This window comes from Pseudomonas sp. I3-I5 (genome assembly GCF_022699445.1).
Taxonomy (GTDB): domain Bacteria; phylum Pseudomonadota; class Gammaproteobacteria; order Pseudomonadales; family Pseudomonadaceae; genus Aquipseudomonas; species Aquipseudomonas fulva.
The window spans coordinates 2,932,323-2,956,624 of the sequence record NZ_CP093940.1 but is presented as its reverse complement, the minus strand read 5'-3'; the positions used below and the strand labels follow the sequence as shown (position 1 = coordinate 2,956,624).

Here is a 24,302-nt window from a genome sequence, read left to right as displayed (position 1 = left end):
CCGGGGGCTTTTTGTATCGTGCAGAGCGAGGTGACTACATGTTCGGGTAGTTGGGCCCGCCAGCGCCTTCAGGCGTGACCCAAGTGATGTTCTGGGCCGGGTCCTTGATGTCGCACGTCTTGCAGTGCACGCAGTTCTGCGCGTTGATCTGGAAGCGCTTGCTGCCATCTTCCTGGGTGACCACTTCGTAGACGCCTGCCGGGCAATAGCGCTGGGCAGGTTCGTCATAAAGCGGCAGGTTGCTGGCGATCGGAATGCTCGGGTCGGCCAGCTTCAGGTGGCAGGGTTGCTCTTCTTCATGGTTGGTGCTGGACAGGAAGACCGAGCTGAGCTTGTCGAAGCTGAGCTTGCCGTCGGGCTTGGGGTACTCGATTTTTTGCGAGTCCGCGGCCAGCTTCAGGCAGGCATAGTCGGGCTTGGTGTCGCGCAGCGTGAAGGGCAGCTTGCCGGCGAACCAGTTCTGGTCGATGTAGTTGAACGCAGCACCGAGCAACGGGCCGAACTTGTGCATGGCCGGGCCGAAGTTGCGGCTGGCGAACAGCTCCTCATGCAGCCAGCTGGCCTTGAAGGCACTGACATAGCTGTCGAGCTGGTCACCGCCCTCACTGCCGGCGATCAGGGCGTCAGCGACGGCCTCTGCGGCGAGCATGCCCGACTTCATGGCCGTATGGCTGCCCTTGATCTTGGCCACGTTCATGGTACCCAGGTCGCAACCGATCAGGGCGCCGCCCTTGAACACCATCTTGGGCAGCGAGTTGATGCCGCCCTTGGCCAGGGCGCGGGCACCGTAGCTGATGCGCTTGCCGCCTTCGAGGTACTGGCTGATCACCGGGTGGTGTTTCAGGCGCTGGAACTCGTCGAAGGGCGACAGGTAGGGGTTGGCGTAGGACAGGTCGACGATCAGCCCGACCACCACCTGGTTGTTCTCCAGGTGGTAGAGGAACGAGCCACCGGTGTTGTCTTTGGCCATGACGTCCAGCGGCCAGCCGGCGGTGTGCACCACCAGGCCTTGCTGGTGCTTGGCTGGGTCGATTTCCCACAGCTCCTTGAGCCCGATGCCGTAGTGCTGTACGTCCGAATCGCTATCAAGCTTGAAGCGCTTGATCAGTTGCTTGCCGATATGGCCACGGCAGCCTTCGGCGAACAAGGTGTATTTGGCGCGCAGTTCCATGCCCGGCGTGTACAAACCGTCTTTGGGCTGGCCTTCGCGATCGACACCCAAGTCGCCTGTGACGATGCCGCGTACGACGCCGTCCTCGTCGAACAGCGCTTCCTGGGCTGCGAAGCCTGGGTAGATCTCGACACCCAGGTTCTCGGCCTGCTGGGCCAGCCAGCGGCACAGGTTGCCCAGCGAGATGATGTAGTTGCCCTGGTTGTGCATGGTCTTGGGCACGAACAGGTCAGGCACCTTGGTGGCGCTGCCGGCATCCTTGAGCACGTAGATGTCGTCACGCTTGACCTCGGTGTTCAGCGGCGCGCCCAGCGCCTTCCAGTCCGGGAACAGCTCGTTCAGGGCGCGTGGCTCGAACACGGCGCCGGAGAGAATATGGGCACCGACTTCGGAGCCTTTTTCCACCACGCAGACGCTGATTTCGCTACCGGCTTCGGCGGCCTTCTGCTTCAGGCGGCAGGCGGCGGACAGACCCGCCGGGCCGGCGCCGACGATGACCACGTCGAATTCCATGTATTCGCGTTCCACAGGTTCTCTCCTACTCATCAAGGCTCATAGCTGTTGCTTTGTCTTATGGGTGCGCGGGCATTCGCAGCGGTGGCGAGGCCACCAGGTTGTAGCTGGGCAAATGACGAACTACACCGTTTTGTCTTGGACGCGCATTATATCTACACCACTTGACCGGTCCAATACAAACGTTTGTTTGAATTTGCCGCAGCCCAGTAAAATCAAAGGTACGCGGCTGGAAGGTGACCGATTTGCCGTATTGACCGGATGGGGTGATACGGTCAAGATACGAGCGGTTTTACGTTCGCCGTAGGCATGCAGCCGGGCGCAGGTACACCTCTAAAGACCAGGTGTGGAGCAGGGTTTTCAAGCGTTCAAGCGGTTTGTAGTGAAGTCTACACGCCACGACAGCAAATGGCCCGCGTGCATTTTTGCCCCAGGCATGTGCACAGGACTGATGGGTCGGGGCGCGCTTGGTTGCGGTCACCATGAAAACTTCGTCTGCGGCTCGTTTCCAGAGGTGCCCTTGTACCCACGCGTATCGCAGGGCCTAGTCCCAGGCGACTATCTATTCACCGGAGAGTAACGAGGAATCCATGAAGGTTCTTGTAGCTGTCAAACGAGTGGTCGACTACAACGTCAAGGTTCGCGTCAAGGCGGACAACTCCGGCGTCGACCTTGCTAACGTCAAGATGTCCATGAACCCCTTCTGCGAAATTGCCGTGGAAGAGGCCGTTCGCCTGAAGGAAAAAGGCGTTGCGACCGAGATCGTGGTCGTATCCGTCGGCCCGACTACCGCCCAGGAGCAGTTGCGTACCGCCCTGGCGCTGGGTGCCGATCGCGCCATCCTGGTCGAAGCAGCCGACGAGCTGAACTCCCTTGCAGTGGCCAAGGCGCTCAAGGCCGTGGTCGACAAGGAGCAGCCGCAGCTGGTCATTCTCGGCAAGCAGGCCATCGACAGTGACAACAACCAGACCGGCCAGATGCTCGCCGCACTGACCGGTTACGCCCAGGGCACCTTCGCGTCCAAGGTCGAAGTCGCTGGCGACAAGCTCAACGTCACCCGTGAAATCGACGGCGGCCTGCAAACCGTCGCGCTCAACCTGCCGGCCATCGTCACCACCGACTTGCGCCTGAACGAGCCGCGCTACGCGTCGTTGCCCAACATCATGAAGGCCAAGAAGAAGCCGCTCGAGACCCTGACGCCAGATGCGCTGGGCGTTTCCCTGGTCTCTACCAACAAGACCCTGAAAGTCGAAGCACCCGCTGCCCGTGGCGCTGGCATCAAGGTCAAATCGGTGGCCGAACTGGTCGAGAAGCTGAAGAACGAAGCGAAGGTAATCTAAATGACTATCCTGGTTGTCGCTGAATACGAGAACGGTGCCGTAGCACCGTCCACCCTCAATACCGTTGCTGCCGCCGCCAAGATCGGTGGTGACGTGCACGTACTGGTCGCCGGTCAGAACGTAGGTGCCATTGGCGAATCCGCCGCCCAGATCGCTGGCGTGGCCAAGGTGCTGGTCGCCGATAATGCCGCCTACGCCCATGCGCTGCCCGAAAACGTTGCGCCGTTGATCGTCGAGCTTGCCCAGGGCTACAGCCACGTGCTGGCCCCGGCCACTACCAATGGCAAGAACACCCTGCCGCGCGTTGCAGCGCTGCTGGACGTCGATCAGATCTCCGAAATCATCTCGGTCGAATCTGCCGACACCTTCAAGCGCCCGATCTACGCGGGTAACGCCATCGCTACCGTGCAATCGAGCGCCAGCGTGAAGGTCATCACCGTGCGCACCACCGGTTTCGATGCCGTGGCCGCCGAAGGTGGCACTGCCGCTGTCGAGGCGGTGGGTGCTGCCCACGATGCTGGCATTTCGGCGTTCGTTTCTGAAGAGCTGGCCAAGTCCGATCGTCCTGAGCTGACCGCTGCCAAAATCGTCGTTTCCGGCGGTCGCGGCATGGGTAACGGCGATAACTTCAGCCACCTGTATAGCTTGGCCGACAAGCTTGGCGCCGCTGTTGGCGCATCCCGTGCGGCCGTCGATGCGGGCTTTGTGCCCAACGACATGCAGGTCGGCCAGACCGGCAAGATCGTCGCCCCGCAGTTGTACATCGCCGTGGGTATCTCGGGCGCCATCCAGCACCTGGCCGGGATGAAGGATTCCAAGGTGATCGTGGCGATCAACAAGGACGAAGAGGCACCGATTTTCCAGGTGGCCGACTACGGCCTGGTTGCCGACCTGTTCGAAGCCGTGCCGGAGCTGGAAAAGCTGGTCTGATCCGCTGGCTTCACTTATAAAGAACCCGGCCCTCTCGTTGAGGGCCGGGTTTTTTTATGGTCGAGGAGTGTGGGATGAGGTTGCGTGCAATGGGCAGGGTGCTGGCCTGCATGACAGTTCTGGTATCGCCGCTGGCGATGGCGGCAGGCAAGTGCGAACGCCTGGTGGCCACCGGCAGCCCCGACGCGCCGCCTTACTCGTGGCAGGACCCCAAAGACCCCAAGCACTTGATTGGCGCCAACGTCGACCTGCTGCGCCACGTGGCGAGCGAGCTGGGAATCAAGGTGGAAGTGCTCAACGCGGGTAGGCGCGACCAGGCCCTTGAGGAAGTGCGCAGCGGTCGCATGGACCTGCTGCTCGATGCGCCGCTGCAAGTGGAGCAATTGACGTCACTGGACTACATCCACCCGCCGCTGCAGCTCAACGAGTACCTGGTATGGACGCGGCACGATGCCGAGTTGACCTTCGATGGCCCAGCTGACCTTGCGCGTTATCAGGGCAGTCTGTCGGAACGGGCGCGCTTGACCCCTGCCTTTACCGCGTTCGCCAAAGACCAGTTGAAACCGGTGATGGCGCAGAACCTGACCCAGGCCTTTCAAAAGTTGGTACTCGGCCAGGTGGACTATGTGCTGGCCGGTCGCTATTCGGGCATGGCCATGGTCCAGAGCCTGGGCATGAACGATGCCCTGATTGCCCGCGGCCTACCCGTGGACCGACCTGGGCTGTACTTGGCGCTGTCCCATGACTCGGCGTGCAATGACAGTTGGCTGCGTGGGCATTTGGCGAAAAAGCTGACAGAATTGCCCATCTCCGGTACGTCCGATGCTGTGCTGCAGGCCAATCTCGAGCGCTGGAAGGCCCAATTGCAGGTGCAGGGCGACGCCCCCAAACACTAGGAAGATCGCGTGAAAACCCAACCTTTGATCCTTGCCATGGCCATGTTTGCCCTGGCTGGCTGCGCCAATGACCCTGCCCCGGATGAGCAGATGCGCCTTTCTGAGCAGGCCCTGGAACAAGCGAAAGCGGTTGGTGCTACCGACCAGGTCGAAGCGTTCAAGCTGGCCGAAGACAAACTGGGACGTGCTCGTACAAACATGCTCACACAAGACTTTCGCGACGCTCGCATGCGCGCCGAACAGGCTGAGCTCGATGCTCGGCTGGCCGAGGCCCAGGTGTTGAACCAAAAGAGTGATGAGCAGTTGCAATTGCTGCAATCGAGGATCAAGCGCTTGCGCAAGCAGCTGGAGGTGCAGCCATGATGGCGCGTGGTTCTATCACGGCACTGACAGTGCTGGCCCTTGCAGCAGGCCTGACCGGTTGCGCCAGCCAGCGCAGCACGGCCGCGCTGGATCAAGCCGCTGCCAGCTTCCAGAAGGTCAAGGATGACTCGGATGTGCTGCGCAGCGCGCCGCGTGATGTGATTCGCGCCGGCGAGTCGCTGTCCCGTGCAGAGCGTTTGTCCAGCTACATGGGTACCGGTGCCGATGTACGCCATTACGCCTACCTCAGTCAACGCTACAGCGAAATCGCCAGTGAGCACGCCAAGCTTGCGCTGAATCAGGAGCGCCAGGCCAAGCTCGACCTGGAACGCCAACGGCTGCAACTGGCGCTGCGCGAGGCCAAGCTGGCCAGCGTGCAGCAGCAGGGCAAATGGGTCGAGTCGCAGATCGTCGCCCTGGCGTCTGAGCAGCCCGACCGTGGTCTGGTCATGACGCTGGGTGATGTATTGTTCGATACCGGCAGCGCCGATCTCAAGAACTCGGCCAGCCGGACGGTGCTCAAGCTCGTGCAGTTCCTCCAGCTCAACCCCCGCCGGATAGTGCGCATCGAAGGCTATACCGACAGCACGGGGACGCCCGAAGAGAATCTCAAGCTGTCCCGCGACCGGGCGCAGGCCGTGGCCGATATGCTGGCCGACTTGGGCATCGATGAAAAGCGAATGCAGGTGGAGGGCTACGGTGACCAGTACCCGGTTGAAGTCAACGCCTCGGAGCGGGGCAGGGCGCAAAATCGACGGGTCGAGATCGTGTTTTCCGACGACAAGGGCAAGCTTGCGCCGGCACGCTGACGGCTGATAGCAGGCTCGGGCAGTGGCCCATGCTGGCCGTCGAAACGGGCGGTGCATGGCAGCTGCTGCCTCTGCGCCTGAGTGACTCATGGGCACTCGCCACCTGTTGGGTAGGTTCAAGATCAGCCTACCTGTGCACCGCACGCACGCGGGCGCTGCAAATCGCTTCCAAGCAAGTGTACCGTTGACTATCCTGTCATCTGTCCCAGTACACTTTGCAACTGTTCCGGTATCCTGAGCCGCAGTGAGCGACACAAGAATAATGAGCCTGTCCGCGCGTCGAGATCCAGCCATGACCAATCTGCTTTTGTACCAGCGTATCGCCCAGCAACTGGCCGAAGACATCCGGCGCGGTGTCTACCAGCCCGGGGAACGGGTGCCTTCGGTGCGCAAGATGAGTGCGCAGCTCAATGTCAGCCATGCCACCGTCCTGCAAGCGTATGCCAACCTGGAAGACCAGGGGTTGATTCGCGCGCGTCCCCAGTCTGGCTACTATGTGCACCAGACTCCGGCGCTCACGGCGCCCACGCCGGACATCGCGCGCGTGGAGCGTCCCGGTCTGGTAACGCGGGCCAGCATCATCCAGCAGGTACTGACCGAAGCGCGCCGCGATGGCGTATTCGCCTTCGGCGCGGCCGTACCGCACGTCGACTATCTGCCGGTGCGTGCCCTGCACCAGCAACTGGCCAAAGTGACGCGCTTTCACAGCCCGCGTGCTTTCAGCTACATGTTCAGCCCAGGCTTCGAACCTCTGCGTCGGCAGATCGCCATTCGCATGCGCGACGCTGGTGTGCTGGTCGACCCGCAGGAGGTAATCGTCACCCATGGCTGTGTCGATGCCTTGCAAATGTCGCTGCGCGTGCTCACCAAGCCCGGCGACCTGATTGCGGCCGAGTCGCCGACCTACTACGGTCTGTTGCAGCTGGCGGACTTGCTCGGATTGAAAGTGATCGAGATCCCCAGCGACCCCTCGACCGGCATCAGCCTCGAGGCCTTGCAACTGGCCGCCAATCAATGGTCTATCAAGGCATTGGTGTTGACCGCACGGTTGAGCAACCCGCTAGGGGGTACCATTCCCGAAGAGCGGCAAAAGCAGTTGCTGCGCCTGGCATCGGACTACGACATCCAGATCGTCGAAGATGACATCTATGGCGAGTTGATGTTCGAGCAGGGCAAGACCAAGGCCTTGAAGGCCTTCGACCGGCTGGACAGGGTCATCTACTGCTCAAGCTTCTCCAAGACGCTGTCGCCAGGCGTGCGTGTGGGTTGGATGATTGCTGGCCGTTACCAGGACGAGATCCAGCGCTTGCAGACCTTCACCACCCACTCGGCGTGCAGCGTGACCCAGATGGCGGTGGCGGCATACCTGGAAAACGGGGGTTATGATCGCCACCTTCGCTTCATTCGCCAGGAATACCGCAAGAACCTCAGCGCTTATCAGTTGGCCGTGCAGCAGCACTTTCCAGAGGGCACTCAGATGACTCGCCCAACGGGCGGCTTCATTCTCTGGGTGAGCTTGCCTGGCCGGGTCAATACCCAGGAGCTGCACGTGCGAGCGCTCGAACAGGGGATCAGCATCGCGCCGGGGCTGATTTTCAGCAATACCGAACAGTTCAACCACTGTATCCGCCTGAACTGCGGGATTCCATGGAACAAGGAGGCCGAGCGCGCAGTCATCACCTTGGGACTACTGGCACAACAATTGTGCAGGGAGCCTGCCATCCCACTTTTGTGAGGCTTGCCAGGCGGCTGCGGAACAGGGAGCATACGCATTTTCCATGGGGTTCTGTCCATTTGCCATGAACGCACTGCGCCGGTATCTGTTGGTCTTGTGTCTGCTGCCTGTGGCTTTGCCGGGCAGCCCAGCTCAGGCTGCCCAGCCAGCAAGCCAGGCACAGTCCGCTTCAGGTAAAGCGCAAGTCAAGCCGAAGGCACAGCAAAGTGCTCGCAAGGCAGCCAGCAAGCGTGCCAAGTCGACGCACAAAAAGGTCAGCAAGCAAGTGGCCAAGCCGTTGCCGAAAACCAACCTCGACCTGAGCTTGCCCACCGAGCTGGTCGATAACCTGCAGCCGAACGTTGGTGAACCCTCGCCCATCAGGAAGCGCAAACCGTTGCTACCGCCGCTGTTCGTCGAAAAGTCCGAAGCCGACAGCCCGTTTCAACTCAATGGCCGCTTGATCAGCAACGAAATGCAACTGCAGCTTCGCAATGACAGCCGCCGGGATGTCGAAGGCGCCGCCATCGATTTCGAGTACCGTCAGTAGATGGGAGCTGACCGGCCGGTCAGTGGATTTTCATCAGGGCGGCAATTTCAAACGTCTGTTTGAGCGGTTACTATCCGTGTGTGCCGCCCTATCCCGTACTCTGGAGTCCTGATTCACTTGAATGCCATGAAATGCCGCGAAGGCTGCGGCGCCTGTTGCATCGCGCCATCCATTACTTCAGCCATGCCGCTGATGCCCGAGGGCAAGCCGGCAGGTGTGAGGTGCCTGCACCTGACGCCTGCGAATCTGTGCGACCTGTTCGGCAAACCCGAGCGGCCGGCGGTCTGTGGTGGGTTCAAGGCCGATCCCGAGGTGTGCGGTGCTGACAATGAAGAGGCGATCAGGATTCTTGGCTGGTGGGAGCGGGTAACGGCGGCGTGACAGGCTGGATCTTCGACAACAAGGATAAACATGATGAGATCGTTCAAGCGTATAGCGCTGCTGTGTAGCGTCAGTGTTCTGTTTGCACCTGTTGCCTTGGCTGAAAACTGGCAGGTGGCCAAGGACGAGGAGGGCATCAAGGTGTCCCTCAGTGAAGTGCCGGGCTCCAAATACAAGGCGTACCGAGGCGTGACCGTCATCAAGGCGCCGTTGGCCAAAGTCCAGGCGTTGCAGGAGGATGTGGCTGGGGCTTGTGCCTGGATTCACGAGTGCAAGTTGCAGAAACTGCTCAAGCATGAGGGTGATCAGAGCTGGACCTATACCCAGTTCAATACGCCCTGGCCTGTAACGCCGCGCGACTCCGTGCTGCGTGTTACCACGGTCAAGGGTGCCGATGGCAGCCTTACACGTAACCTCGTCGAAGAGCCTGCCTACGTGCCCGAAGAGAAGGGCTTTGTTCGAGTGGCTATGGTAGACGGTTTCTGGAAGCTGGTGCCCAAGGGTGACAGCACGGAGGTGACGTACCAGGTGCATACCGAGCCAGGCGGGAGTGTGCCGGCGATGATTGCCAACAAGTTCGTCGTGGAAGCCCCGTTCAATACGCTCAAGGCGCTTCGCGCGCGCGCCGAGAAAAACTGAGGTTTTTCTGCTGCATTGGTGAAGGCCGCCTGACTTGAGAGGCGGTCAGCACAGGACCGACGAAAAAGGCTGCCCTAGGGCAGCCTTTTGGCATTTGACGGTGAACGCTTACTTGCGGTCGGTCAGTGCCACGATATCGCGCTTCGCCTCGCCGGTGTACAGCTGGCGCGGGCGGCCGATCTTGTACGGGCTGGAGAGCATTTCCTTCCAGTGCGAGATCCAGCCGACGGTGCGCGCCAGGGCAAAGATCACGGTGAACATGCTGGTTGGAATGCCGATGGCCTTCAGGATGATGCCCGAGTAGAAGTCGACGTTCGGGTACAGCGAGCGCTCGATGAAGTAAGGATCGGTGAGGGCGATCTCTTCCAGGCGCATGGCCAGCTCGAGCTGTGGATCGTTCTTGATGCCCAGTTCGCGCAGAACTTCGTCGCAGGTCTGCTTCATCACAGTGGCGCGCGGGTCGCGGTTCTTGTAGACGCGATGACCGAAGCCCATGAGCTTGAACGGATCGTTCTTGTCCTTGGCCTTGGCGATGAAGGTGTCGATGTTGGACACATCGCCAATCTCATCGAGCATGGTCAGTACCGCTTCGTTGGCGCCGCCGTGGGCCGGGCCCCAGAGTGCCGCGATGCCGGCAGCGATGCAGGCGAACGGGTTGGCACCCGACGAGCCTGCCAGGCGCACGGTGGAGGTGGAGGCGTTCTGCTCGTGGTCGGCGTGGAGGATGAAGATCCGGTCCATCGCCTTTGCCAGCACCGGGCTGATCGGTTTGATCTCGCACGGGGTGTTGAACATCATGTGCAGGAAGTTTTCCGCATATGACAGGTCGTTGCGCGGGTACATCATGGGCTGGCCCATGGAGTACTTGTACACCATCGCGGCCAGGGTCGGCATCTTGGCGACCAGGCGCACCGCGGAGATTTCGCGGTGTTGCGGGTTATTGATGTCCAGGGAGTCGTGGTAGAAGGCCGACAGGGCGCCGACCACACCGCACATCACCGCCATCGGGTGAGCGTCGCGGCGGAAGCCGTTGAAGAACGTCTTGAGCTGTTCGTGAACCATCGTGTGGTTCTTGACGGTGCTGACGAACTGGGCTTTCTGCTCGGCATTGGGCAGTTCGCCGTTGAGCAGCAGGTAGCAGGTCTCGAGGTAGTCGGACTGCTCGGCCAGTTGCTCGATGGGGTAGCCGCGGTGCAGCAAGATACCCTTGTCGCCGTCGATGTAGGTGATCTTCGACTCGCACGAGGCCGTTGCCATGAAACCAGGGTCGAAGGTGAAGTGACCAGTGGCCCCCAACCCGCGGACGTCGATTACATCAGGACCAACCGTGCCGGTTAAAATGGGCAGCTCGACGGGGGCAGTGCCCTCGATGACCAACTGCGCTTTTTTGTCAGCCATGTGGCCTCCTATTAATGCTTGAAATCATCAGACAGACCCCCCACGCAGGGCCCGCACCACTATAGAGGGATAAATTCAGATGTCAATTTGCCTAAAGGCTTGTTGAATCAGCTGTTCAAGCCTGATTTTTCCCGAAATTCTCGCCCGTTTACGCCTTTTGCTCGTTAAAGGCAATGCGCTATTCGGGCTACCCCCTCACGTTGTCATGAGCAGCCTAACTGTCTATACTCGGCACCCGACCGCCAGGGGCTTGCAAGCCCGACCTGCTGGGGGTCGCCGTTCCCTGGGTGGTGGGTACCTGACCAGTACACTTACCAACAACTTTGCCCTGATTCGCTAGGGGCTCTTCAGTGTGAAAAAAGCCGTGAAAAGCCAACGACCTGTAAACCTAGACCTAAGGACCATCAAGCTTCCTGTCACTGCGTACACGTCCATCCTGCACCGTATCTCCGGCGTCATCCTGTTCATCGGCCTTGCCATCATGCTGTATGCACTGGGCAAGTCGCTGGGTTCCGAGGAAGGTTTCGGTGAAGTGAAGGCGTGTCTGACCAGCCCGCTGGCCAAGTTCGTGACCTGGGGCCTGTTGTCCGCCCTGCTTTATCACCTCGTGGCAGGTGTTCGTCACCTGATCATGGACATGGGTGTCGGCGAGACGCTGGAAGGCGGCAAGCTGGGCTCGAAAATCGTGATCGTCATCTCCGTGGTGCTGATCGTTCTGGTGGGAGTTTGGGTATGGTAACCAACGTCACGAACCTGTCGCGTTCGGGCCTCTATGACTGGATGGCGCAGCGCGTCTCGGCGGTCGTTCTCGCGGCTTACTTCATCTTCCTGATCGGCTACGTGGTCGCCCACCCAGGCATCGACTATGCCCAGTGGCATGCCCTGTTCTCCAACAACGCGATGCGGATCTTCAGTCTGCTGGCCCTCGTTGCCCTCGGCGCTCACGCCTGGGTCGGCATGTGGACCATTGCTACCGACTACCTGACGCCTATGTCGTTCGGCAAGTCGGCAACTGCGATTCGTTTCCTGTTCCAGGCGGTATGCGGCGTTGCGATGTTCGCTTACTTCGTCTGGGGTGTGCAGATTCTCTGGGGTATCTGATCCATGGCTAGCATTCCAACCATTTCCTTCGACGCCATCATCATCGGTGGCGGCGGCGCCGGCATGCGCGCAGCGCTGCAACTGGCCCAGGGCGGTCACAAGACTGCCGTGGTCACCAAGGTCTTCCCGACCCGTTCGCACACCGTGTCCGCCCAGGGCGGCATCACCTGCGCCATCGCTTCGGCCGACCCGAACGACGACTGGCGCTGGCACATGTACGATACCGTCAAGGGCTCGGACTACATCGGTGACCAGGACGCTATCGAATACATGTGCCAGGAAGGCCCGGCTGCGGTCTTCGAGCTGGACCACATGGGCCTGCCGTTCTCGCGCACCGAAACCGGCCGTATCTACCAGCGTCCGTTCGGTGGCCAGTCCAAGGACTTCGGCAAGGGTGGCCAGGCTGCCCGTACCTGTGCCGCTTCCGACCGTACCGGTCACGCGCTGCTGCACACCCTGTACCAGGGCAACCTGAAAGCCGGTACCACCTTCCTCAACGAGTACTATGCCGTTGACCTGGTGAAGAACCAGGAAGGCGCCTTCGTCGGCGTGATCGCGATCTGCATCGAAACCGGCGAAACCATGTACATCAAGTCCAAGGCCACCGTTCTGGCCACTGGCGGTGCTGGCCGAATCTACGCCTCCACCACCAACGCCCTGATCAATACCGGTGACGGCATCGGCATGGCGCTGCGCGCTGGTGTTCCGGTACAGGACATCGAGATGTGGCAGTTCCACCCGACCGGTATCGCCGGTGCCGGCGTACTGGTTACCGAGGGTTGCCGCGGTGAGGGTGGTTACCTGATCAACGCCCATGGCGAGCGCTTCATGGAGCGCTACGCGCCGAACGCCAAAGACTTGGCCGGCCGCGACGTGGTTGCCCGTTCCATGGTCAAGGAAATCATCGCCGGCAACGGCGTGGGCCCGAACAAGGACCACGTGCTGCTGAAGCTGGACCACCTGGGCGAGGAGGTGCTGCACAGTCGCCTGCCAGGCATCTGCGAACTGTCCAAGACCTTCGCCCATGTCGATCCGGTCGTCGCGCCAGTGCCGGTCGTTCCAACCTGCCACTACATGATGGGCGGCGTTGCCACCAACATTCATGGCCAAGCCATCACCATGGACGAAGAAGGCAAGGATCACATCATCCCTGGCCTGTTCGCCGTAGGTGAAGTGGCGTGCGTATCGGTTCACGGTGCCAACCGCCTGGGTGGCAACTCCCTGCTCGACCTGGTGGTGTTCGGCCGTGCTGCCGGCCTGCACCTGGAGAAGGCACTGAGCGACGGCATCGAGCACCTCGACGCCAGCGACACCGACATCGACGTTGCCCTCAATCGCCTGAACAAGCTCAACGAGCGCTCCACCGGCGAAGACGTTGCCAGCCTCAAGCGCGAATTGCAGAGCTGCATGCAGAACTACTTCGGCGTATTCCGTACCGGCGAGTACATGCTCAAGGGTATCGAGCAGCTGGCTGGCCTGCGTGAGCGTATCGCCAACGTCAAGATCAACGACAAGTCCCAGGCCTTCAACACCGCGCGTATCGAAGCGCTGGAGCTGCAGAACCTGCTGGAAGTTGCCGAAGCTACCGCCATCGCGGCCGAAGCCCGTAAAGAGTCGCGCGGCGCTCACGCCCGTGAAGACTTCGAAGACCGTGACGACGAGAACTGGCTGTGCCACACCCTGTACTACCCGGGTGTCAAGCGCGTTGCCAAGCGTGGCGTCAACTTTGCGCCGAAGACCGTGCCGGCCTTCGAACCAAAAATCCGGACCTACTAAGGGTGGCTGCTATGTTGAAAGTCGAAGTTTATCGCTACAACCCCGACACCGACGCGGCCCCCAAGATGGAGTCGTTCGACGTCGATACCGGCGGCAAGGACCTGATGGTTCTGGATGTATTGGCGCTGATCAAGGAAAAGGACGAGGGCTTCTCGTACCGTCGCTCCTGCCGTGAAGGCGTGTGCGGCTCCGATGGCATGAACATGAACGGCAAGAACGGCCTGGCCTGCATCACTCCGTTGTCGGGCGTGGTCAAGGGCAACAAGCTGGTACTGCGTCCGTTGCCTGGTCTGCCGGTCATTCGTGACCTGGTCGTGGACATGAGCATCTTCTACAAGCAGTACGAGAAGGTGAAGCCGTTCCTGCAGAACGATACGCCGCCTCCGGCCATCGAACGTCTGCAGTCGCCGGAAGACCGTGACAAGCTGGACGGCCTGTACGAGTGCATCCTGTGCGCGTGCTGCTCCACGTCCTGCCCGTCGTTCTGGTGGAACCCGGACAAGTTCCTGGGCCCCGCCGCGCTGTTGCAAGCCTACCGCTTCCTGGCCGACAGCCGTGACACCAAGACCCAGGAGCGCCTGGCGTCCCTGGATGACCCGTTCAGCGTATTCCGCTGCCGCGGGATCATGAACTGCGTCAACGTTTGCCCTAAAGGTCTCAATCCGACCAAGGCAATCGGCCACGTACGTAACATGCTGCTGCAAAGCGGCACCTGATAGACGTTGTACCTGCAGTACGCCGACGCGCGGGTGTAACACCCGCGCCGAGGTAAAACCCGAACGGGGCTCACAAAGCCCCTGTTCATTACCTATGAAGATGAGACCAGCAGGGGCTTTCCGGGCTGGTACCCGGAAAATCAGCAGGATCCAGGTGGCGTGGTTCAGTCGCTGTTTTCGGACCGTTCCAGGTTTCATGGCTCTCGCCGATCAGTCCCCTAATCGAGGGTGACCAAGCATGCAAGAAAGCGTGATGCAGCGCATGTGGGAAAGCGCCCACCTTTCAGGTGGTAACGCTGCATATGTGGAAGAGCTCTACGAACTCTACCTGCACGACCCTAACGCTGTGCCAGAAGAGTGGCGCACCTACTTCCAGAAGTTGCCCGCCGACGGCAGCACCGCTACCGACGTATCGCACTCCACGATCCGCGATCATTTCGTACTGCTGGCAAAGAACCAGCGCCGCGCCCAGCCGGTATCTGCCGGGAGCGTGAGCAGTGAACACGAGAAGAAGCAGGTTGAAGTGCTGCGACTGATCCAGGCCTATCGTATGCGCGGCCATCAGGCTGCCAAGCTTGACCCCTTGGGGTTGTGGCAGCGCCCTGCGCCCGTAGACCTGTCGATCAATCACTACGGCTTGACCAATGCCGATCTTGATACGACCTTCCGTGCCGGCGACCTGTTCATCGGCAAAGAGGAGGCGAGCCTACGCGACATCCTCGATGCGCTCCAGAAGACATATTGTCGCACCATTGGCGCCGAGTTCACCCACATCGTCGATTCCGAGCAGCGCAGCTGGTTCCAGCAGCGCCTGGAAAGCGTGCGAGGCCGTCCTGAATTCTCCGCCGACGTGCAGTCCCACCTGCTCGAGCGCGTCACCGCAGGCGAAGGTCTGGAGAAATACCTGGGCACCAAGTACCCAGGCACCAAGCGTTTCGGCCTGGAAGGTGGCGAAAGCCTGATCCCGATGCTGGACGAGATGATTCAGCGCTCCGGCTCCTACGGCACCAAGGAAGTCGTCATCGGGATGGCCCACCGTGGTCGCCTGAACGTGCTGGTCAATACCTTCGGCAAGAACCCGCGCGAGCTGTTCGACGAGTTCGAAGGCAAGAAGATGAACGAGCTGGGCTCCGGTGACGTGAAGTATCACCAGGGCTTCTCTTCGAACGTGATGACCCCGGGGGGCGAAGTCCACCTGGCCATGGCATTCAACCCGTCCCACCTTGAAATCGTGTCGCCTGTGGTCGAAGGCTCGGTGCGCGCCCGTCAGGACCGCCGCAACGACAGCGTCGGCGACAAGGTGCTGCCTATCTCCATCCACGGCGATGCGGCCTTCGCAGGCCAGGGCGTGGTGATGGAAACCTTCCAGATGTCGCAGACCCGCGGTTTCAAGACCGGCGGTACCGTGCACATCGTGATCAACAACCAGGTCGGCTTCACCATCAGTAACCCGCTCGATGCGCGCTCGACCGAGTACGCCACCGACGTGGCCAAGATGATTCAGGCGCCGATCCTGCACGTCAATGGCGACGACCCGGAAGCCGTGTTGTTCGTCACCCAGCTGGCCGTCGACTACCGCATGCAGTTCAAGCGTGACGTGGTCATCGACCTGGTCTGCTACCGTCGCCGCGGTCACAACGAGGCCGACGAGCCCAACGGCACCCAGCCGCTGATGTACCAGCAGATCACCAAGCAGCGCACCACCCGCGAGCTGTACGCAGAAGCCTTGATCCAGGCAGGCCGCATCGATGCCGAGCGCGCCCAGTCCAAGATCGACGACTATCGCAGCGCGCTGGACAACGGTCTGCATGTGGTCAAGAGCCTGGTCAAGGAGCCGAACCGCGAGCTGTTCGTGGACTGGCGCCCCTACCTGGGTCACGCCTGGACGGCTCGCCACGACACCCGCTTCGACCTCAAGACCCTGCAGGAGCTGTCGGCCAAACTGCTGGAGCTGCCCGAAGGTTTCGTGGTCCAGCGTCAGGTTGCCAAGATCTACGAAGATCGCCAGAAGATGCAAGCCGGTGGCCTGCCGATCAACTGGGGCTACGCCGAGACCATGGCTTACGCCACGCTGCAGTTCGAAGGGCACCCGATCCGCATGACCGGCCAGGACATCGGCCGCGGTACCTTCTCCCACCGTCACGCGGTGCTGCACAACCAGAAGGACGCCAGCACCTACGTACCGCTGATGAACCTGTACCCGGGCCAGCCACGCTTCGAACTGTACGACTCCTTCCTGTCCGAAGAAGCGGTACTGGCATTCGAGTACGGCTACTCCACCACCACGCCCAACGCGTTGGTGATCTGGGAAGCCCAGTTCGGCGACTTCGCCAACGGTGCGCAAGTGGTCATCGACCAGTTCATCACCAGTGGCGAGCACAAGTGGGGCCGTTTGTGCGGCCTGACCATGCTGTTGCCTCACGGTTATGAAGGGCAGGGCCCCGAGCACTCCTCGGCACGCCTGGAGCGTTACCTGCAGCTGTGTGCAGAGCAGAACATTCAGGTGTGCGTGCCGACCACGCCGGCGCAAATCTACCACCTGCTGCGTCGTCAGGTCATTCGCCCGCTGCGCAAGCCGCTGATCGTGCTCACGCCCAAGTCGCTGCTGCGTCACAAGCTGGCCGTCTCGACGCTGGAAGATCTGGCGGAAGGTTCGTTCCAGACCGTCATTCCGGAGATCGACACCCTCGATCCAGCCAAGGTCGAGCGCCTGGTGCTGTGCGGTGGCAAGGTCTACTACGACCTGCTGGAAAAACGTCGTGCCGAAGGCCGCGAAGACATTGCGATCGTGCGTATCGAGCAGTTGTATCCGTTCCCGGAAGACGACCTGGTCGAAATCCTGGCACCGTACACCAACCTCAAGCATGCGGTCTGGTGTCAGGAAGAGCCAATGAACCAGGGTGCCTGGTACAGCAGCCAGCACCACATGCGCCGTATCCTGGGCCGCCACAACAAGGCGCTGAACCTGGAATACGCCGGTCGCGAGGCTTCTGCCGCGCCAGCCTGTGGTTACGCTTCCAAGCACGCCGAGCAGCAGGAACGACTGCTGCAAGACGCGTTCACCGTTTAACGCCTTCGCGCATCTGAAACCGAATTTAAGGAAACACTGATAATGGCTATCGAGATCAAAGCCCCAACCTTCCCGGAATCGGTTGCCGACGGCACCGTTGCCACCTGGCACAAGCAGCCAGGCGACGCCGTCAAGCGGGACGAGCTGATCGTCGACATCGAGACCGACAAGGTCGTCCTGGAAGTGCTGGCCACTGCCGACGGCGTGTTGGGTGACATCGTCAAGGGCGAGGGCGACACCGTCCTGTCCGACGAAGTGCTGGGTTCGATCGTGGAAGGCGGCGCTGCTGCCGCTGCACCGGCTGCTGCGCCTGCCCAGGCCGCCGCACCGGCTGCCGCTGCTGCCGACGCCAGTGAAGACGACCCGGTCGCTGCCCCTGCTGCCCGCAAGCTGGCAGAAGAAAATGGCATTGACCTGGCCAGCGTCTCGGGTACCGGTAAAGGCGGTCGCGTGACCAAGGAAGATGTGGTCGCTGCCGTTGCCAACAAGAAGTCGGCGCCTGCCCCGGCGGCCAAGCCTGCCGCAGCTGCAGCGGCACCGGTCGTGACCGCCGCTGGCGATCGTACCGAGAAACGTGTGCCGATGACCCGTCTGCGCGCCAAGATCGCCGAGCGCCTGGTCGAAGCCCAGTCCAACATGGCCATGCTGACCACCTTCAACGAAGTCGACATGACTGAAGTCATGGCCCTGCGTTCGAAGTACAAGGACCTGTTCGAGAAGACCCACAACGGCGTGCGCCTGGGCTTCATGTCGTTCTTCGTCAAGGCTGCGACCGAAGCGCTCAAGCGCTTCCCTGCAGTCAATGCCTCGATCGACGGCAACGACATCGTCTACCATGGTTACGCGGACGTCGGTGTGGCTGTCTCCAGCGACCGTGGTCTGGTGGTTCCGGTACTGCGCAACGCCGAGTCCATGAGCCTGGCCGAAATCGAGAACGGCATCGCCACCTTCGGCAAGAAAGCCCGTGACGGCAAGCTGGCCATCGAAGAAATGACCGGCGGCACCTTCACCATCACCAACGGTGGTACCTTCGGTTCGATGATGTCGACGCCGATCGTCAACCCACCGCAAGCCGCGATCCTGGGCATGCACAACATCATCCAGCGCCCAATGGCCATCAATGGCCAAGTGGTGATTCGCCCGATGATGTACCTGGCACTGTCCTACGATCACCGCCTGATCGACGGCAAGGAAGCGGTAACCTTCCTGGTGACCATCAAGAACCTGCTGGAAGATCCGTCCCGCCTGCTGCTGGACATCTAATCGCGCGGCTGTAAGCTGCGAGCGACAGGCTTCAGATCGAAGCCTGTCTGTCTTGCGGCTTGCAGCGGCCGCTTGAGCTAACAAGGAATCTTTTATGACCCAGAAATTCGACGTGGTAGTGATTGGTGCCGGTCCTGGCGGCTATGTAGCTGCTATCAAGGCCGCCCAACTCGGTCTGAAGACTGCCTGTATCGAGAAGTACACCGACGCCGAGGGCAAGCTGGCCCTGGGCGGCACTTGCCTCAACGTAGGCTGCATTCCTTCCAAGGCGCTGCTGGACAGCTCCTGGAAATACAAGGAAGCCAAAGAGAGCTTCAATGTCCACGGTATCTCCACTGGCGAAGTGAAGATGGACGTACCGGCGATGGTTGGCCGCAAGGCAGGCATCGTCAAGAACCTGACCGGCGGTGTCGCTACCCTGTTCAAGGCCAACGGCGTGACCTCCATCCAGGGCCACGGCAAGCTGCTGGCGGGCAAGAAGGTCGAAGTGACCAAGGCCGACGGCACCAGCGAAGTCATCGAAGCGGATAACGTCATCCTGGCTTCCGGCTCGCGCCCGATCGACATTCCGCCGGCTCCGGTCGACCAGAACGTGATCGTCGACTCCACCGGCGCCCTGGAATTCCAAGCCGTGCCCAAGCGCCTTGGCGTGATCGGCGCTGGCGTGATCGGCCTGGAACTGGGTTCGGTATGGGCGCGTCTGGGCGCGGAAGTGACCGTGCTCGAAGCCCTGGACACCTTCCTGATGGCTGCCGACAGCGCCGTCTCCAAGGAAGCCCAGAAGGTCCTGACCAAGCAGGGCCTGGACATCAAGCTGGGTGCGCGCGTCACCGGTTCCAAGGTGAACGGCGACGAAGTCGAGGTGACCTACACCAACGCCGAAGGCGAGCAGAAGATCACCTTCGACAAGCTGATCGTTGCCGTGGGCCGTCGTCCAGTGACCACCGACCTGCTGGCTGCCGACAGCGGTGTGAACATTGATGAGCGTGGCTACATCTACGTCGATGACCAGTGCGCAACCAGCGTGCCGGGCGTCTACGCCATCGGTGACGTGGTGCGTGGCCTGATGCTGGCGCACAAGGCCTCGGAAGAGGGCATCATGGTCGTCGAGCGCATCAAGGGTCACAAGGCCCAGATGAACTACGATCTGATCCCATCGGTCATCTACACCCACCCGGAAATCGCGTGGGTTGGCAAGACCGAACAGTCCTTGAAGGCCGAGGGTGTTGAGGTTAACGTGGGCACCTTCCCGTTCGCGGCCAGCGGCCGTGCGATGGCAGCCAACGACACCGGTGGTTTCGTCAAGGTCATCGCCGATGCCAAGACCGACCGCGTACTGGGTGTGCACGTGATTGGCCCATCGGCTGCCGAACTGGTACAGCAAGGCGCAATCGCAATGGAATTCGGCACCAGTGCCGAGGACCTGGGCATGATGGTCTTCAGCCATCCAACCCTGTCCGAAGCGTTGCATGAAGCAGCGCTGGCGGTGAATGGCGGTGCCATTCACGTCGCCAACCGTAAGAAGCGTTAATCATAAGAAACCACGGCGGGCTGCCCGTCGTGAGTCTTGCGTGCATGACTCACCGCGGAAAGTCCGCCGGACCGGATCACATGGGATAACCCGGGGTCAACGGTCACAGGTGGTGCGGCGCCAGTGATGGCGCAGCGCCGAAGCGCAGTACCTAACGAAGACGGTAAAAAGCATGAATCTTCACGAGTATCAGGGTAAGCAGCTGTTCGCTGAGTACGGCCTGCCAGTTTCCAAGGGTTTCGCGGTCGACACCCCTGAAGAAGCGGCAGAAGCCTGCGACAAGATCGGCGGGAACGAGTGGGTCGTCAAAGCCCAGGTTCACGCTGGCGGTCGCGGTAAAGCGGGCGGCGTCAAGCTGGTTCGCAGCAAGGAAGACGCCAAGGCGTTCGCTGCACAGTGGTTGGGCAAGAATCTGGTCACCTACCAGACCGATGCCAACGGTCAGCCCGTCTCCAAGATTCTGGTCGAATCCTGCACCGACATCGCCAAAGAGCTGTACCTGGGCGCTGTGGTCGATCGTTCGAGCCGCCGCATCGTGTTCATGGCCTCCACCGAAGGTGGTGTGGACATCGAGAAAGTCGCGCACGACACGCCTGAAAAAATCCTCAAGGCCACTATCGATCCACTGGTCGGCGCTCAGCCGTTCCAAGGTCGTGAGCTGGCGTTCCAGCTGGGCCTGGAAGGCAAGCAAGTTCAACAGTTCGCCAAGATCTTCGTGGGCTTGGCCAAGCTGTTCAAGGATCACGACCTGGCCCTGCTGGAAGTGAACCCGCTGGTGATCAAGGCCGACGGCGACCTGCACTGCCTCGATGCCAAGATCAACATCGATGCCAACGCCATGTACCGTCAGCCGAAGCTGAAAACCTTCCACGACCCGTCCCAGGACGATGCCCGTGAAGCCCACGCTGCCAAGTTCGAACTGAACTACGTTGCCCTGGAAGGCAACATCGGCTGCATGGTCAACGGTGCTGGCCTGGCCATGGGTACCATGGACATCGTCAACCTGCATGGCGGCAAGCCAGCCAACTTCCTCGACGTGGGCGGCGGTGCTACCAAGGAGCGCGTTACCGAAGCGTTCAAGATCATTCTGTCCGACAGCAATGTCGCGGCCGTTCTGGTCAACATCTTCGGCGGCATCGTTCGCTGCGACATGATTGCCGAAGGCATCATCGGTGCGGTGAAGGAAGTCGGCGTCAAGGTTCCGGTCGTCGTTCGCCTTGAAGGCAACAATGCCGAACTGGGCGCTAAAGTACTGGCAGAAAGCGGTTTGAACATCATTGCTGCAACCAGCCTGACCGACGCTGCTCAACAAGTTGTCAAAGCTGCGGAGGGCAAGTAATGAGCGTCCTGATCAATAAAGACACCAAAGTCATCTGCCAGGGCTTCACCGGCTCGCAAGGTACTTTCCACTCCGAACAAGCCATCGCCTACGGCACCAAGATGGTCGGTGGCGTCACCCCAGGCAAGGGTGGCACCACCCACCTGGGCCTGCCGGTGTTCAACACCGTCAAGGAAGCCGTCGAGGCGACCGGCGCCGATGCTTCGGTCATCTACGTACCAGCGCCATTCTGCAAGGACTCCATCCTTGAAGCGGCGTTCGGCGGCATCAAGCTGATCGTGTGCATCACTGAAGGCATCCCGACCCTGGACATGCTGGACGCCAAGGTCAAGTGCGACGAGCTGGGCGTGACCCTGATCGGCCCTAACTGCCCAGGCGTCATCACGCCCGGCGAATGCAAGATCGGCATCATGCCTGGCCACATTCACTTGCCAGGCAAGGTCGGTATCGTGTCGCGCTCCGGCACCCTGACCTACGAAGCTGTCAAGCAGACCACCGACGCCGGCTTCGGTCAGTCGACCTGTGTCGGCATCGGCGGTGACCCGATCCCGGGCTCCAACTTCATCGACATCCTGAAGCTGTTCCAGGAAGACCCGAAGACCGAAGCGATCGTCATGATCGGTGAGATCGGCGGTTCGGCTGAAGAAGAGGCCGCAGCCTACATCAAGGCCAACGTCACCAAGCCTGTCGTTTCCTACATCGCCGGTGTTACCGCACCTGCGGGCAAGCGCATGGGCCACGCTGGCGCCATCATTTCCGGCGGCAAGGGCACTGCAGACGAGAAGTTCGCAGCCCTGCAGGACGCAGGTGTCAAAACCGTGCGTTCGCTGGCCGACATCGGCAAGGCCTTGGCCGAGCTGACCGGTTGGGAAGTGAAGAAGTAATACCGCTGCACCCCCCACGCGCACAAAGGCCACCTTCGGGTGGCCTTTGTCGTATCAGGGGGCTGCTTCATCTGACGAAGCTTTGCGCGGCAGGGTAGGGGTAAAGCGATTAGGTTTTTTCGATGGCTGTGATAGGAATTTTCGTACATACGCCGTGTTCAGCCAGCGGATAATACCGATCGTTCCGTTCACGCAGACGACAATGGCGTACGCACATCGGACAACACGCACTGTGCCAGTGCGTTTGAAGGGTAAACCGGTTAATCTACGCGACTATTTTGTGCCCGTGCCCCAAAAGGGAACGACACGCTAAACGGGTCTGGCCTACCAAGCCGGGCAGCATTTCCCTCACCCATGGGGAAATCCCCTCACGAATCCCGATTTCAGCAGTGTGGTACTACCTCAAATGAAAGTTCTTAAAGGCCAGGATATCCTGGCGCTTGGCTTTATGACGTTCGCGCTTTTCGTAGGCGCTGGCAACATCATCTTCCCGCCCATCGTCGGCCTGCAATCCGGCCCGCATGTATGGATGGCTGCGCTGGGCTTTTTGGTCACGGCGGTAGGGCTGCCTGTGATCACCGTGGTCGCCCTGGCCAAGGTAGGCGGCGGCATGGATGCGCTGAGCAGCCCGATTGGCAAGTTCTTCGGTGGCCTGCTGGCAGCCGTTTGCTACCTGTCGGTCGGCCCCTTGTTCGCAACACCGCGTACCGCGACGGTATCGTTCGAAGTGGGTGTGGCGCCGTTGACGGGTGAAAGCCCGCTGGCGTTGTTCATCTACAGCCTGGTCTACTTCATCGTGGTGCTGGCGGTGTCGATGTACCCTGGCAAGCTGCTGGACACCGTGGGTCGGTTCCTGGCACCGCTCAAAATCATCGCGCTGGCCGTGCTTGGCATCGCGGCATTCGCATTGCCAGCGGGCACCATTGGCGAGGCGCAGCCTGCCTATGCTGCTGCTGCGTTCTCCAAGGGCTTCTCCGACGGCTACCTGACCATGGATACGCTCGGGGCGCTGGTATTTGGCATCGTCATCGTCAACGCCATCCGCTCGCGCGGCGTTGAGTCGCCCAAGTTGATCACCCGCTATGCCATCATTGCCGGGCTGATTGCCGGTGTTGGTCTGGCGCTGGTGTACATCAGCCTGTTCCGCCTGGGCGCCGGTAGTCACGAAATCGCGGCAGGGGCCAGCAACGGTGCGGCCGTGCTGCACGCCTATGTGCAACATACCTTCGGCTCGCTGGGCAGCGGCTTCCTGGCCGTGTTGATCGCGCTGGCCTGCCTGGTGACTGCCGTGGGCCTGACCTGCGCGTGTGCCGAGTACTTCAGCCAGATCCTGCCGTTGTCCTACCGCGCACTGGTCGTGATCCTGGCGGGCTTCTCGCTTCTGGTGTCCAACCTGGGGCTTACCAAGCTGATCATGTTCTCGATCCCTGTGCTTACCGCCATCTACCCGCCGTGCATCGTCGTGGTGGGGTTGAGCTTCGTGAACGACCTGTGGAACTCGCCAACGCGCATCCTTGGCCCGGTAATGCTGGTCTCGTTGCTGTTCGGCATGGTCGATGCCGTTAAAGGCAGCAGCATTGCCCACGTGCTCCCGGACTTCATGGCGCACTTGCCGTTGAGCGATCAGGGCCTTGCCTGGCTGGTGCCGTCGGTGGTGACCTTGGTGGGTGCAGTGGTATGCGATCGCATGCTCGGCAAGCCCCGTCAGGCCATGGCATGAGTCGCTAAGCACAAGGTCCGGCATTGGCCACAAGCCATGGGATGCTGGACCCACCGCTTGGCAGCGCAAGCCCCGCATTCGCAAGGATGCGGGGCTTTTGTTCGCATGCACCCTGCCAAACGCCGCAAGCGAACCGCCCTGGAAATTATTCTTCGGAGTTTGCGTGCCTTTTGCGGCTTGCCAGCGTCGAAAGACGGT

General features: G+C 60.9%; 21 protein-coding genes. 19 read left to right on the top strand and 2 right to left on the bottom strand.

All coding sequences use genetic code 11. From position 1 onward, the window contains the following. Positions 1–34 precede the first annotated feature (34 nt). Positions 35–1,699 carry an electron transfer flavoprotein-ubiquinone oxidoreductase gene (locus tag MOP87_RS13250; RefSeq protein WP_027916304.1) on the bottom strand — a complete coding sequence of 555 codons (1,665 nt, stop codon included), beginning with the start codon at positions 1,697–1,699 and terminating at the stop codon, positions 35–37. Between the two features lie 575 nt (positions 1,700–2,274). Between MOP87_RS13250 and MOP87_RS13245 the strand changes: the two genes are divergently transcribed. From MOP87_RS13245 to MOP87_RS13205, 9 genes are all read left to right on the top strand, one after another. Beyond that, complete coding sequence (locus MOP87_RS13245) at positions 2,275–3,024, top strand: electron transfer flavoprotein subunit beta/FixA family protein (protein WP_027916303.1); 750 nt, start codon at positions 2,275–2,277, stop codon at positions 3,022–3,024. After that, positions 3,025–3,954: an FAD-binding protein gene (locus MOP87_RS13240; RefSeq protein ID WP_027916302.1), complete on the top strand. Its 930-nt coding sequence runs from the start codon at positions 3,025–3,027 to the stop codon at positions 3,952–3,954. A 74-nt stretch (positions 3,955–4,028) separates the two neighbouring features. Then, on the top strand, positions 4,029–4,850 hold the full coding sequence (locus tag MOP87_RS13235) for a transporter substrate-binding domain-containing protein (protein ID WP_104926372.1): 822 nt from the start codon (positions 4,029–4,031) through the stop codon (positions 4,848–4,850). Positions 4,851–4,859: 9 nt separating this feature from the next. Next, a complete protein-coding gene (locus MOP87_RS13230) occupies positions 4,860–5,213 on the top strand; it encodes a DUF4398 domain-containing protein (RefSeq protein WP_027916300.1) in 354 nt (117 codons plus the stop codon). Next, a complete protein-coding gene (locus MOP87_RS13225; protein ID WP_027916299.1) occupies positions 5,210–6,022 on the top strand; it encodes an OmpA family protein in 813 nt (270 codons plus the stop codon). Before MOP87_RS13230 ends, MOP87_RS13225 begins: the two co-directional genes overlap by 4 nt. Before the next feature lie 292 nt (positions 6,023–6,314). Further along, positions 6,315–7,757, top strand: a complete 1,443-nt coding sequence (locus MOP87_RS13220) for a PLP-dependent aminotransferase family protein (RefSeq protein ID WP_027916298.1) — start codon at positions 6,315–6,317, stop codon at positions 7,755–7,757. A gap of 64 nt (positions 7,758–7,821) precedes the next feature. Further along, entirely contained in the window at positions 7,822–8,286 is a 465-nt protein-coding gene (locus tag MOP87_RS13215; protein ID WP_023533622.1) for a hypothetical protein, read from the top strand. A gap of 126 nt (positions 8,287–8,412) precedes the next feature. After that, entirely contained in the window at positions 8,413–8,667 is a 255-nt protein-coding gene (locus MOP87_RS13210; protein WP_027916297.1) for a YkgJ family cysteine cluster protein, read from the top strand. A 33-nt stretch (positions 8,668–8,700) separates the two neighbouring features. Then, positions 8,701–9,306 (top strand): START domain-containing protein, encoded by a 606-nt coding sequence (locus tag MOP87_RS13205; RefSeq protein WP_027916296.1) that lies wholly within the window; start codon positions 8,701–8,703, stop codon positions 9,304–9,306. A 108-nt stretch (positions 9,307–9,414) separates the two neighbouring features. Here the strand turns inward: MOP87_RS13205 and gltA are convergent, their stop codons facing one another. After that, entirely contained in the window at positions 9,415–10,704 is a 1,290-nt protein-coding gene (gene gltA / locus MOP87_RS13200; protein ID WP_023533602.1) for a citrate synthase, read from the bottom strand. A gap of 352 nt (positions 10,705–11,056) precedes the next feature. On the opposite strand from gltA, the gene sdhC reads away from it, so the two are divergent. The 10 genes from sdhC (at position 11,057) to brnQ (ending at position 24,104) form a co-directional block, all read left to right on the top strand. Next, a complete protein-coding gene (gene sdhC, locus MOP87_RS13195) occupies positions 11,057–11,443 on the top strand; it encodes a succinate dehydrogenase, cytochrome b556 subunit (protein ID WP_088523617.1) in 387 nt (128 codons plus the stop codon). After that, on the top strand, positions 11,437–11,805 hold the full coding sequence (gene sdhD, locus MOP87_RS13190) for a succinate dehydrogenase, hydrophobic membrane anchor protein (RefSeq protein WP_023533603.1): 369 nt from the start codon (positions 11,437–11,439) through the stop codon (positions 11,803–11,805). The genes sdhC and sdhD overlap by 7 nt, the downstream gene beginning before the upstream one ends. Positions 11,806–11,808: 3 nt before the next feature. Further along, entirely contained in the window at positions 11,809–13,581 is a 1,773-nt protein-coding gene (sdhA, locus tag MOP87_RS13185; RefSeq protein WP_023533625.1) for a succinate dehydrogenase flavoprotein subunit, read from the top strand. 11 nt (positions 13,582–13,592) lie between these two features. Beyond that, positions 13,593–14,297: a succinate dehydrogenase iron-sulfur subunit gene (locus tag MOP87_RS13180; RefSeq protein ID WP_023533615.1), complete on the top strand. Its 705-nt coding sequence runs from the start codon at positions 13,593–13,595 to the stop codon at positions 14,295–14,297. 238 nt (positions 14,298–14,535) lie between these two features. After that, positions 14,536–17,367 (top strand): 2-oxoglutarate dehydrogenase E1 component, encoded by a 2,832-nt coding sequence (locus MOP87_RS13175; protein WP_023533567.1) that lies wholly within the window; start codon positions 14,536–14,538, stop codon positions 17,365–17,367. Between the two features lie 42 nt (positions 17,368–17,409). Continuing rightward, positions 17,410–18,630, top strand: a complete 1,221-nt coding sequence (odhB, locus tag MOP87_RS13170; RefSeq protein ID WP_140174158.1) for a 2-oxoglutarate dehydrogenase complex dihydrolipoyllysine-residue succinyltransferase — start codon at positions 17,410–17,412, stop codon at positions 18,628–18,630. A gap of 94 nt (positions 18,631–18,724) precedes the next feature. Beyond that, positions 18,725–20,161: a dihydrolipoyl dehydrogenase gene (lpdA, locus tag MOP87_RS13165; protein ID WP_027916294.1), complete on the top strand. Its 1,437-nt coding sequence runs from the start codon at positions 18,725–18,727 to the stop codon at positions 20,159–20,161. Positions 20,162–20,333: 172 nt separating this feature from the next. After that, positions 20,334–21,500 (top strand): ADP-forming succinate--CoA ligase subunit beta, encoded by a 1,167-nt coding sequence (sucC, locus tag MOP87_RS13160; RefSeq protein ID WP_023533614.1) that lies wholly within the window; start codon positions 20,334–20,336, stop codon positions 21,498–21,500. Continuing rightward, a complete protein-coding gene (gene sucD / locus MOP87_RS13155; RefSeq protein ID WP_004376004.1) occupies positions 21,500–22,384 on the top strand; it encodes a succinate--CoA ligase subunit alpha in 885 nt (294 codons plus the stop codon). Before sucC ends, sucD begins: the two co-directional genes overlap by 1 nt. A gap of 406 nt (positions 22,385–22,790) precedes the next feature. Beyond that, positions 22,791–24,104 (top strand): branched-chain amino acid transport system II carrier protein, encoded by a 1,314-nt coding sequence (gene brnQ, locus MOP87_RS13150; RefSeq protein WP_027916293.1) that lies wholly within the window; start codon positions 22,791–22,793, stop codon positions 24,102–24,104. Positions 24,105–24,302: the final 198 nt, after the last annotated feature.